This is a genomic window from Paenibacillus sp. sgz302148 (genome assembly GCF_056120465.1).
On the sequence record NZ_JBVYOJ010000010.1, the window covers coordinates 212,895 to 223,864 of the forward strand.

The 10,970-nt window shown below is 54.4% G+C and carries 14 protein-coding genes; 9 read left to right on the forward strand and 5 right to left on the reverse strand.

Annotation, left to right across the window (positions count from 1 at the left end; genetic code table 11):
• Positions 1–25: 25 nt before the first annotated feature.
• On the forward strand, positions 26–760 hold the full coding sequence (locus AC0LWM_RS16765; protein WP_474676116.1) for a LysM peptidoglycan-binding domain-containing protein: 735 nt from the start codon (positions 26–28) through the stop codon (positions 758–760).
• Positions 761–816: 56 nt separating this feature from the next.
• Here the strand turns inward: AC0LWM_RS16765 and AC0LWM_RS16770 are convergent, their stop codons facing one another.
• From AC0LWM_RS16770 to AC0LWM_RS16780, 3 genes are read right to left on the reverse strand one after another with little or no spacing between them, the layout of a single operon-like run.
• Complete coding sequence (locus AC0LWM_RS16770; protein WP_474676117.1) at positions 817–1,506, reverse strand: Crp/Fnr family transcriptional regulator; 690 nt, start codon at positions 1,504–1,506, stop codon at positions 817–819.
• A 33-nt stretch (positions 1,507–1,539) separates the two neighbouring features.
• Positions 1,540–3,138 carry a GGDEF domain-containing protein gene (locus tag AC0LWM_RS16775; protein ID WP_474676118.1) on the reverse strand — a complete coding sequence of 533 codons (1,599 nt, stop codon included), beginning with the start codon at positions 3,136–3,138 and terminating at the stop codon, positions 1,540–1,542.
• 57 nt (positions 3,139–3,195) lie between these two features.
• Positions 3,196–3,954, reverse strand: coding sequence for a Crp/Fnr family transcriptional regulator (locus tag AC0LWM_RS16780; protein ID WP_474676119.1), 759 nt, complete (start codon positions 3,952–3,954; stop codon positions 3,196–3,198).
• A gap of 368 nt (positions 3,955–4,322) precedes the next feature.
• Between AC0LWM_RS16780 and AC0LWM_RS16785 the strand changes: the two genes are divergently transcribed.
• From AC0LWM_RS16785 to AC0LWM_RS16795, 3 genes are all read left to right on the forward strand, one after another.
• Positions 4,323–4,757, forward strand: a complete 435-nt coding sequence (locus AC0LWM_RS16785; protein ID WP_474676120.1) for a GAF domain-containing protein — start codon at positions 4,323–4,325, stop codon at positions 4,755–4,757.
• A gap of 88 nt (positions 4,758–4,845) precedes the next feature.
• Positions 4,846–5,496, forward strand: a complete 651-nt coding sequence (locus AC0LWM_RS16790) for a response regulator transcription factor (protein ID WP_474676121.1) — start codon at positions 4,846–4,848, stop codon at positions 5,494–5,496.
• The gene (locus tag AC0LWM_RS16795; protein WP_474676122.1) at positions 5,489–6,622 is read left to right on the forward strand and encodes a PAS domain-containing sensor histidine kinase; all 1,134 of its coding nucleotides are present in this window, start codon (positions 5,489–5,491) and stop codon (positions 6,620–6,622) included. Before AC0LWM_RS16790 ends, AC0LWM_RS16795 begins: the two co-directional genes overlap by 8 nt.
• A 51-nt stretch (positions 6,623–6,673) precedes the next feature.
• Here AC0LWM_RS16795 and AC0LWM_RS16800 read toward each other — a convergent pair whose 3' ends face one another.
• Positions 6,674–7,234, reverse strand: coding sequence for a dihydrofolate reductase family protein (locus AC0LWM_RS16800; protein WP_474676123.1), 561 nt, complete (start codon positions 7,232–7,234; stop codon positions 6,674–6,676).
• A gap of 71 nt (positions 7,235–7,305) precedes the next feature.
• Positions 7,306–8,391, reverse strand: coding sequence for an acyltransferase family protein (locus AC0LWM_RS16805; RefSeq protein WP_474676124.1), 1,086 nt, complete (start codon positions 8,389–8,391; stop codon positions 7,306–7,308).
• A 132-nt stretch (positions 8,392–8,523) separates the two neighbouring features.
• Between AC0LWM_RS16805 and AC0LWM_RS16810 the strand changes: the two genes are divergently transcribed.
• The 5 genes from AC0LWM_RS16810 to mobA all read left to right on the forward strand — a co-directional run bounded on the left by AC0LWM_RS16810 (position 8,524) and on the right by mobA (position 10,891).
• Positions 8,524–8,955, forward strand: coding sequence for a universal stress protein (locus AC0LWM_RS16810; protein WP_474676125.1), 432 nt, complete (start codon positions 8,524–8,526; stop codon positions 8,953–8,955).
• A 36-nt stretch (positions 8,956–8,991) separates the two neighbouring features.
• Positions 8,992–9,225: a hypothetical protein gene (locus AC0LWM_RS16815; protein ID WP_474676126.1), complete on the forward strand. Its 234-nt coding sequence runs from the start codon at positions 8,992–8,994 to the stop codon at positions 9,223–9,225.
• Positions 9,226–9,242: 17 nt separating this feature from the next.
• Entirely contained in the window at positions 9,243–9,773 is a 531-nt protein-coding gene (hpf, locus tag AC0LWM_RS16820) for a ribosome hibernation-promoting factor, HPF/YfiA family (protein WP_474676127.1), read from the forward strand.
• A 282-nt stretch (positions 9,774–10,055) separates the two neighbouring features.
• Positions 10,056–10,211 (forward strand): hypothetical protein, encoded by a 156-nt coding sequence (locus AC0LWM_RS16825; protein ID WP_474676128.1) that lies wholly within the window; start codon positions 10,056–10,058, stop codon positions 10,209–10,211.
• Positions 10,212–10,261: 50 nt separating this feature from the next.
• The gene (gene mobA / locus AC0LWM_RS16830; RefSeq protein ID WP_474676129.1) at positions 10,262–10,891 is read left to right on the forward strand and encodes a molybdenum cofactor guanylyltransferase; all 630 of its coding nucleotides are present in this window, start codon (positions 10,262–10,264) and stop codon (positions 10,889–10,891) included.
• Positions 10,892–10,970: the final 79 nt, after the last annotated feature.

Here is a 10,970-nt window from a genome sequence, read left to right on the forward strand (position 1 = left end):
ACTATACCGTCATGGAGGATCAACTATGGAAGACCGCCAATTCGCGCAATCTCCTTTTTTCCCGCAGCCGCAGCCATCTTTTCTGGAGCAGCCGCAGCCGTCTTTGTTTGCGCAGCCGATCCAGCCCTTCGTACCGCAGCGCCGTTTTTTTCCGCTTTTTTTCATTTCCCCGTTTTTCTTTCAGTTCGCCAGGGATGATGGGGAATTAAGGGATGATGTATATGCCGAGCATCCCGTGAAGGAGGGGGATTCCGCGGAGAAAATCGCTACCATGTATAACATTCCGCAATCGATCATGGAGCTGTCGAATCCGCACATCCAGAACTTTCAGGCACTCCCGCCCGGGAGCACCGTCTACATTCCGCGAATGGACCAAATGTACTGTCACAAAATGTACCTCGAGGTTGAGGTGTATGACCCCGTTGCGCCGATGTATAACCCGATGCAGTCAATGATGCAGCAGGCGATGCCGATCATGCAGCCGATACAGCCGATGATGCAGCCGACGATGCCAATCATGGAGCCGACACAGCCAATGATGCAGCAGGCGATGCCGATCATGCAGCCGACGCAGCCAATGATGCAGCAGGCGATGCCGATCATGCAGCCGACGCAGCCAATGATGCAGCAAGCGATGCCGATCATGCAGCCGATGCAGCCAATGATGCAGCAGGCGATGCTGATCATGCAGCCGATGCAGCCAATGATGCAGCAGACGCAGCCAATGATGCAGCAGACGCAGCCAATGATGCCGATGTAGCCGGATCACGGCAAATGGTATCCGGTCTTGATTTGAATTGGTCTACCAAAGGGGCGCTACATCCGGCATATCTCCTTCGGGCACAGCTCGCAATGGCATACGCTGCGCAAGTAGTCGATGTCTGTGAGCGTAATGTACCCACCTTCGATGGCGATCGCACCCGCTTTTTTCAAATCGCTGAGCATCCGGTTCACGCTTTCACGTGCGGCGCCGATGTAATCGGCGATTTCGGCATTCGTCAGCTTGACGCCGATCGTCGTTGTACCGTTATCGCCAGGAATGCCGAACGAATTCGCCATGCGAATGAGGCTTGAGCATAACGCTCCCGGCTTGCCGTACAGCATCAAGTCGCGAAACTTCGTTTGCGTCGTCCGGTGGGACAAGCTCATCCATTTCATGAATTCGATCGCGAGTTCCCCGTTCTGCCACAGCAGCAGCTCCAAATCGGCATTGTCGATGACGCCGATCGTGCAATCCTCCACCGCGTACGCGTTGAAGATTTGCTTGGAAAAGCCGTTTCCGTCCATGCGGCCCATCATGTCGCCCGCCCGATACAAGTAAAGGACGAACTCTTTGCCTTCATTGTTGGATTTGCTGACTTTCAGACTGCCTTGATGAATGTAATGAAATTTGTCGGCCTTATCGTCTTCCCAGAATAGATTCGCTCCCGCAGGAATCGTAAGATCGGTCATGATGCCGCGCAGCTTGGCGAAGCTCTCTTCCGAGAAACAGCTTGTATTCCTCATCGCAATTCCCCCAAGCACCGAGTTTATATGCCGTTATGCTAGCATATCCGCTCCGGTCCGGGTGTGATTTTTGTCATAGGCCGTTTCGGCATAAACCCGGTTGCGACCCGATTGTTTGGCAGCATAGAGAGCTTGGTCCGCCTTAAGGATGAGCTCTTCCACGGACAGGGCTTGTCCTTGCGAAGAAGATGCGACGCCTAGGCTGACCGTTACGACGGGAAGGGCTTTGGACTGTTCATGCGGGATGGAGATCGCCTCAATACGGCTCCGCAGCTGTTCGGCAACGACAAGCGCTCCTTGCAGATCGGTATCGGGCAGGATAACGGCAAACTCCTCTCCGCCGTACCGAGCGACGAGATCGGAGGAACGTTTTAATGAAGTTTTCAAAGCGGACGCAACCGTTTTCAAGCACTCGTCTCCTTGCTGATGCCCGTAGTTGTCGTTATATACTTTGAAATAATCGATATCCAGCATGATTAACGATACGTCGGATCGCTGTTTATGCGCCAGCTCCCATTCCTTAAGCACTATTTCGTCAAAATGCCGCCGGTTCGGTATATTGGTTAACCCATCGATGGACGATAATCGGAGCAGGGCTGCGTTCGCCTCCATAATTTTTTCCTCGGCCTTGATCCTTTCCGTGATGTCGGTTGCTATGCCGAGGAAGCCGGTAATTTGGCCGCGCTCGTCCTTAAGCGCCGTTACGCTCAGGTTGACCGTCAGCCGCTGTCCCCCTTTTCGGATATAGGTCCATTCCCGTTCGTCCGTTTCGCCTCGTTTGGAATATTCCACGAGAACATCGAAGCCGCCGAGCGAACGATGAACATGCTGCTTGAGCTCGCTGCTCCGCTCCTCAATCTCCTTTTTCGCGTGAAAGATCAGGGGAGTATGCTTATGGATCACTTCGCCCGCGTTGTACCCGAGCATGAGCTCAGCGCCTCGGTTGAACATCGTAATGGTTCCGTTCAGCCCTGTCGCTATGATCGATACGCCCGTTGCCGATTGAAAAATCGCTTGTTCGAACGTATGCAGCGCCCGGTATTTTTCTTCGCTGTTCTTTAATGCGTCGGAAAGCCGCTTTGTCTCGCTGAAATACCGGATGAGATATGCTTTGAACAACCCGCCTATGCAGACGAAGCTTGCGAAAATCGGGATGACCGCGTAATCGTGTACTTTCAGCAAGTATAATAAACTGCCGACGACGATCGTCAGGACATAAGCAAGCGCTGCCAGCCATTTCCGCCAATAACTCAACGAAGCGCGGAAAATAAAGCCGGAGCCGATTCCAACGCATAGCGCCGAAACGACCGCCATGACGGAGGAAGGATTCCAGGCCGGGAACAACAGGATGCGGCCTGCCGCGATGAGGAGGCTTGCGCCAACGGAGGCGTATATGCCGCCGAAATAAGCGGATCCGACGATGACGATTTGGCGAAAATCCAAGATCGTCGTTTCGGTGACGTGAACGCTGAAAAACATAAGCACGATGCCGAACAATCCGTGCAGCAGGCCGGTAATGATTTTATAGGAGATATTCGTGCGCTGCGCCGGATCCCTTCTTCGGATCAAGAGATCGAATAAGAAAGCGAAAGAGAGCATCAATGCAAGATTGGAAATGAAGTCTTTTAGCATGTCGGATCGCTCCTTATGAAATGCGCTGCTCTCTTGCTTGGATGTCTGTCGCAGCGATCAGATGCGGCAAACCTCGCGCGGACAAGCCGGATAGGAAGGGCACTGGCAAATCGCTTTCAGCTCGTTCAGCGATTTGACCGTAATGATCCCGCCGGACATATCGATGATGCCGTCCGATTTGAAATCGCTGAGCAGGCGGTTGACGCTCTCGCGGGTGGAGCCGATAAATTCGGCCAGCTCCGTATTGGTCAGCTTCGCCGTCAGGCGGATGCCGTCTTTCGTGGCGACGCCGCAGGTGTTGCAAAGCCGAATCAGCGTCGACGCAAGCGCGCCGGGCTTGCCGAACAGCAGCAGGTCGCGGAATTTCGATTGGGTGGCCCGGTGCTGAAGCGACATCCATTTCGTGAACGCAACGGCGAAATCGCCATGGCGGTACAGCAAAATTTCCAGGTCCTTCTCCTGAATGACGCCGAATTCGGCATCCTCGAGCACTTCCGCGCTATAAGGGTATACGCCGTCTCCGGTCACGGACAAGTCGCCGATCAGGTCGCCCTGCCGCTGAATCGTAAGGTTGATGTTACGGCCTTCGTCGGTCGTTTTCGTTAACTTGACGCGTCCGGAACGAACATAAAACAGCTTGCCGGACGTATCGCCTTCCATGAACAAGTACGAGCCGGCCTCCGCTTTTTTCGGATACATCAGCCCTTCCAGCAGCTTGCGATGGTCTGCGGTAAAAAACGCGTCCGCCCCCCATGCTTCCTTGCCGCCGCAGCCCTCCGCCGCGCAGGTTGGCATTCCTTTTGTCGTCGTCGCCATTTATGTCGTTCCCCTCTCGGTTATTTCTTGTTGACTTCATCTTACCTTCTTTGGCTGGGGTATCCTATCGGGTAATCCCCTGAATTTGCCGGCCGCGATCCCCTAACCTTGCCTGAGGGTGCTCGGTGCCAAAGACGGCGGCATCGTCGGGGTTTCGGAAATATCGCATTCCGGAAGGGGGGAATTCCCTATCGCATTCTCATGGTATTCCCCGAATGCAATAGGAGAGGATTCGAGCTACAATATAGATATGAATCAGAAGCACGGAAAACGGAATGCATTAAGGATAAACGGCTAGCGCCGTCTTACTCGGCGCATCGTTTACCGGGAAATATAAGCCTAGTATAGGGTGGGAAGGGGGGAGAGGAATGGACGCTAGCGATAGCCGTTTGCGCGATGCGCTGGAGCAGGTTCGCGAACGGACCGGCAGCGATATCGCCGCTTTTGCCGCTTCGGCCGGACGGGGCTGGCATTGGGTGGAGGCAGCCGGAAATACGAGCGAGCGCTTTTTGCGGCTGGCCATACAGCCCGGCCGCGGAATCGCCGGAGCCGTGCTGCGTACCGGCAGAGCGGTTGCGCTCGACCATCACCGCAATGCAGCCGACCTGCGCAAAGAGGACGCCTCTCTGCTGCACGCGGAGCAGCTGGCCGCGGTCGCGGCGGCCCCGGTCGAACGTGACGGCGCGACGGTCGGCATACTGCTTGTCGGCGCCCGGACGCCCAAAGATTACGATGCGGAAGCGATGCAGCTTCTCGTGCAGGCTTCGTCCCTTCTTGCGGCCGCCGGGGTTGCGTTCATATAACATAACACTTGAAGGAATCTCCATGGTGAGGTTCCTTTAATTGTGTTAGAATATGGTTATATTGAACGCAGACGAGGAGAGGTTATCGATGAGATTGATGATTGTCGACGATCATGCCGTCGTCCGTTCCGGCTTGGCCTCGCTGCTGAACGGCAAGCATGGCATCGAAGTGGTCGGCGAAGCCGCGGACGGCGACGAAGGGATCGCCAAAGCGCTGGAGCTTGCGCCGGACGTCGTGCTGATGGATCTCAGCATGCCGCACGGCAAGGACGGTTTGGCAGCGACCGCGGAGCTGAAGGAGCTGGCGCCCGATATCGCGGTTCTGATCCTGACGATGCATGATGACGACGAATATTTGTTTCGGTCGATTCATGTCGGCGCTTCGGGATACATTTTGAAGAGCGCGCCGCACGATGAGCTTGTGTCCGCGATCCAATCGGTAGCCGAAGGCAAAGCTTATTTGTACCCGACGGCGACGAAGCGGCTGATGAACGAATATTTGGAGCGGATGAAAAACGGGAGCAATGCGAGTACATTCGACGTTTTGACCGAACGGGAAAAAGAAATTTTGAGCTGGGCGGCCAAAGGGTATTCCAATAAAGAAATCGCCGAGCATTTTGTAATCAGCGTCAAAACCGTCGAAACCCATAAAGCGAATCTCATGGAGAAGCTCGGTTTGAAAACCCGGCCGGATCTGATCAAATACGCCTTGAAGAAAGGATTGTTGAACTTTGAGTAAAAACTCGGAATCGAACGCTGCACCGCTGCTGATCGGCGAAAACGTAGAGTCGCTGCTAGGCCGTCTTGTAGGAGAACCGGTCGATCCGAGGCTGAAGGAGGAGCTGCGCGGCTCGCTGAAGCAGCTCTCCGACGTCAAGTTCGCTCTCGACGAATCATCCATCGTTGCGTTAACCGACCGGAAGGGCACGATCCAATACGTAAACGACAAGTTTTGCGAGATCTCCCGTTATTCAAGGGAAGAGCTGCTGAACGAAGACCACCGGATCATCAACTCCGGGCATCACGACAATAGCTTCATGAAGCAGCTGTGGGCGACGATCGGATCGGGCTCCGTCTGGCAAGGGGATATTAAGAACCGGGCGAAGGACGGATCGTATTATTGGGTCCATACGACGATCGTTCCGTTCCTTGACGCGAACGGCAAGCCCTACCAGTACCTCGCTATCCGAAACGACGTTACCCGGCTGAAGCAGGTGGAGGAAGACCTGCAGCAGATGATGAACGATATGATGCATATTCAAGAGGAGGAGCGCCGGCGGTTTTCCCGCGAATTGCATGACGGCATCGGGCAAAGCTTGTTTTCGCTGCTGATTCAGCTGGACGGCATCTTGAGCAATGAGCCAAGGGAGGATTTACAGAAGCTGCGCTCAAACATATCCGGCATTATGGAAGAGGTTCGGACACTCGCTTGGGAGCTGCGGCCTTCCGTTCTCGACGATTTAGGCGTCGTTCCGGCCATTCGCACATATCTCGACAATTACACGAAATATAGCGGAATTCAAATCCGCTTCGAAAATGAGCTGCGCGGGCGGCTAGGCATTCAGACGGAAACGGTCGTTTACCGGATCATCCAAGAAGCGCTGACCAACGTCATGAAATATTCGCAGGCCGACGAAGCGGCCGTCCGGATCTTGGACCGCGGCGATGCGGTGGAGGTTCAGGTCGAAGACCGCGGGAGAGGCTTTTCCAAGGAAACGAAGGGCAAAGGCGTCGGGCTGTTCAGCATGGAGGAGCGGGCCAAGTCCATCGGAGGACAGCTTGAAGTCGCTTCCTCTCCGGGAGAGGGAACTCGCGTTGTGCTTAACGTACCGAAGCCGAAACCGGATCGGATGCAGAATGTATAGAGCCCGGTAAATAGCAGAAACAGCAGGTCGTCATCGACTTGCTGTTTTTATTTATTTGATAATGCGATATCTAATGTGGGTTGTCCCGTGAGATTCCAAGATTCCAATCGTTTCAAGCTGGATGTACTCGGATCCGATATGATCAAACAAACGAATCCCCTCTGTAAGCAGTACAGGGGCAATATGCACATGTATTTCGTCAAGGAGCGACGCTTTGAGGCACTGTTGGGCTACCGTCGCCCCACCCAGCACATATACGTCTTTATCGCCTGCCGACACCTTGGCTTTTCGTATTGCAACTTCAATGCCTTCGGAAACGAAGGTAAATGCAGTCCCGCCTTGAGGAACGTTTTCCGGGATGTCGTGGGAAAGCACATATACGGGTACGCCGCCGATCGGATGATTTCCACCCCACCCGGATGCGATCTCATAGACTCGTCTGCCGGCAACAATGGCTCCCGTCCTTTCGAACAGCTCGCTCAGGACTTCGCTTTTCTTAAAAATACCGGTTTTGAAATCCAGAATCCAATCGTGCAGCCGCTCTACGTCATCCTCCCTTCCAGCAATAAATCCATCCAGCGACATTGAGATGTCTAACAATACGCTGCCCATCTAGTTCATCCCCTTCCAGGCTCATTCATTTTCAAGAAATCACTGTCCCCATTGTACCATTTCGTACGAAATCATATTTCTTCTCGATTGCCACAATGGCGGAACAGCGGAACCTCTGGAAACGGTGGTTCGATGACGGAGTGCACCCAGCGCTGCACGCAGCTTTGCGATAACGCGGCGACAAGCGCGGCGGCAATGGCCAAAGCCAAGACGATCTGCATCGGCAAAGCGAACGGCTCATAAACGCCGGCGGCGATCAGCGCTTTCAGCAGCAAGCCGTGGAGCAGGAACACGAATACCGTGCGCCCGCCCAGGGCGGTCCAACGGCGGTTCGTCCACGGAATCCAGCTCAGGAACGCGACCGATACGACAGCTTGAACGCCGTAATAGGCAAGGCGTAAGCCGGCCGCCCACCCGTTCATGTGCAGCTCGGCGTTGGTAGCGTTGCCGTATTGCCAGGCGAAAGGAAGCCGATGCCCGTATAAAGCGAGTCCGACGAACCATGCGACGGCGAAGACGGTTGCCGGCAGGCGCCATCGACGAAGCTGCAGCATCCGATGCTCATCCATCCTGCAATAATAACCCGCCAGAAAAAAAGGAAAGAAGACAAAGGTCCGCGATATGCTAAGCAGCGCTCCCGGCAGCGGGAGAAAGCCGACCAAGATGCCGAGAAGCACAGCCACCGGTACCGCAACCGCCGGGCGGTTCAATTGAACGAACAACCCAAGCATGAATCGCCAGCAGAAGTGGCTGCACAAAAACCATAACAGCGAATACGGCATGAAAAAAGAATGGATGACATGAGGCGCGTGAAATAAAAAGACGTCGGCCAGCGAATATAGCGATTGGAACAGCAAGTATTGCCAAGCCAAATTCAGCAGCGAGCGCATGTCGGCTTGATCTGGCTTTTCCCAGCTGATGCCTATCGCGGTATGTGTCGCGGCGCCAAGCTCACGACCTGTCGATTTGCGGCCGCGCTGCGCAAGCAGCCCCATGGCGAATACGAACATCGGGATATGAAACGTGTAGATGCTTTGATATAGGGTACGCAGCCCGGCATGGCTGCCGATCAGCGGTTCGATCGCATTATTGGCGACAACAAGCGCGATCAGAATAAATTTGAGGTTGTTGACCACGGCGGCAACAGGCTTATGCATGACGTTTCACTCCATAGAAGAAAATTCCTGCCATGAAAAGCGTAGCATCCTTTTTTGCGTTTCAAAGTGATTTATTTCACAATCCAAGGCTCCCGTTCGGTATACAATGAGGGCAAGAAGGAGGAGATGTTCATGGTATACCGACACATAATGGCCGCATATGACGGGTCCGACCTGTCCAAGGCGGTGTTGGCTAAAGCGATCAATATCGTAGAGGAACGGCCGATTACGAAGCTGACTGTTCTGCACGTGCTTCATTTCCCGAAGGTGTACGTAGGGGATGTCTTATATTCGGTACCCGCAGGAACGGACGAGGCGTTCGTTGAATATGCGGAATCGTCGCTGGAGGAGGTCAAGTCGGCGCTTAAGGATTTGCTGTATGCGACTGTCGAAATACGCCAAGGCTCCCCTGCGGAAACGATTTTGGAGGCGGCCGAGGAGAAAGGCTGCGACTTGATCATGATGGGCAGCCGGGGGTTAAGCGGCTTGAAGGAGCTTATGCTCGGCAGCGTCAGCCACGCGGTCGTTCAGAAGTCCCCGATTCCGGTATTAATCATCAAATAAGGTTATTACGTATCTCGAATTTAGGAGGGATTGACGATGTGCCTGGAGCAAAAAAACATGCAGCAGCGTGAAAATGAAGCGGAACAAGTGGAAACGTACGGAGCGGCGGTTTGTCGGAAGTGCGGCGCCGAGCTTCCCGTGATGGCGGAATGTTATCCGACGGAGTGTCCGGCGTGTGCCGGCAGAACGTTTTATCCGATTCAGCCGAAAGAGGAAAAGCGTGAAAGGAAAGCGCTGCAAGCCGACATGATCGAAGAATACACGCTATAGGAAAGGTGTGGGTGAAGATGCGGTTTATTTTTCACGGCAAACATATGGAAGTTACGGAAGCGCTGAAGCAATACGCCGAGCAAAAAATCAGTCGCGTGGAAACCGTCGAGCCGGTGGAGGAAGCGGTCGTTACGTTTACCGTCAGAGGCCATAAGGACGACGATATGCACAAAGTCGAGGTCATGCTGCGCCTGGAAGGCGGCACGGTACGGGCCGAGGAGCGGACGGAGGACATGTACGCTTCCATCGACGCGGTAGCCGACAAGCTGGTGCGCAGGCTGCGCAAACTGAAGGAGAAGCTGCGCAGACGGTACCGCCGGGGGGGCGTGAAGGAGCTCGCAGCAAATGCCGAGCCTGAAGAGGAGCAGGATCCTTTTGCGATCGCGCGGGTGAAGCAGTTGAATTTGAAGCCGATCGACGTGGAGGATGCGATTCTCGAAATGAATTTAATGGACCACAACTTCTACGTTTATGTCAACCGGCATACGAATGCCACTGAAGTGGTATATAAACGTGTAGACGGCACCTATGGGCTGATCACCACCTAGATGGATCAACGGGCAACCGGTTCCCTGCGGAACGACGGGTTGCTCTTTTTTTGGCGAAGAAGGCAGGTTCATGGCGTACATTCCGCTCTGCTCCTTTTCCAAGCGGTAAACGAATATGCCGGTTAATCGCTTTTGCCGATTATCCTTATTTGCCTTATGGCCGTGATTTTGCTCACAGCAAGGCGGTGACGGCGGGTGTTTAATGGAAGTAGCAAAGCATGAATCATGCAAAGGCACTAATCAAAGCGGAAGACAATCCATGATGGCAAAGAGGTGGTAACGATGATTTCATGCGATCGATGCGGCAGAATGAACGGGACTGAGGTTAGGGGCGACAGCTGGATATGCGAGGATTGCCGAGCAGAGCCTGATCCGGCAGCAAACGTAGAGCCGAAGGAAGATGACTTTCTACCCGAGGACAAGGACAAGGACAAGTAACGCATCAAGAAGAGCTTCGATTAAGAAAGGTTTCGAGGGGGGGAATCGCGATGTTGACAGGAGTTATTCTGGCGGGAGGAGACAATTCCAGGATGGATGGGCAGCCCAAAGGGCTGCTGCCGTTCGGCGGCGAACGGCTGGTCGTGCGCCAGCTCCGGCTCATGCAACCGGCGTGCAGCGAGCTGATCGTGGTCACCAATGACCCGAAGCCGTTCCTGCGCCTGCTGGACCCGGAAGTTCGCATCATTACGGACTTCATGTCCAACCAGGGCACGCTTGGCGGCGTGCATGCCGGGCTTAGCTTGGCCGAGAACCGCGACGTCTGGATCGTCGGCAGCCACATGCCGTTCGTCTCCGCCGAAGCGGCCAAGCTGCTGCAATGGAAGAAGCGGGAAGGCTACCGAGCGGTGCTGCCGAGTATTCAAGGCAGAGCTTACCCGCTTCACGGCGTGTACGACCGTTCCAACGCGGAGCTTGCGATGATGCTGCTGCAGAGCGGCGAGTCGAGGATAACGAGCTTGCTGCAGGAAATCGGCTGGGGGGAGCTGGACGACAAGGCATTTCAAGACGAAGGGATCGATACTTCCTTTGTCGATTGTTTTCACACCCAGGACCATTACGAAAAAATATTGCAGCAGCAGCATAACCAAGTTTCAGCCGGCGTACTTTCCAAGGAGTGACAAAACTCACAGCAGACGTCATGAACACGGCTTACGATAGAGATGTGGAATGATTTACCGCGGGGCATACGCCGGCGGA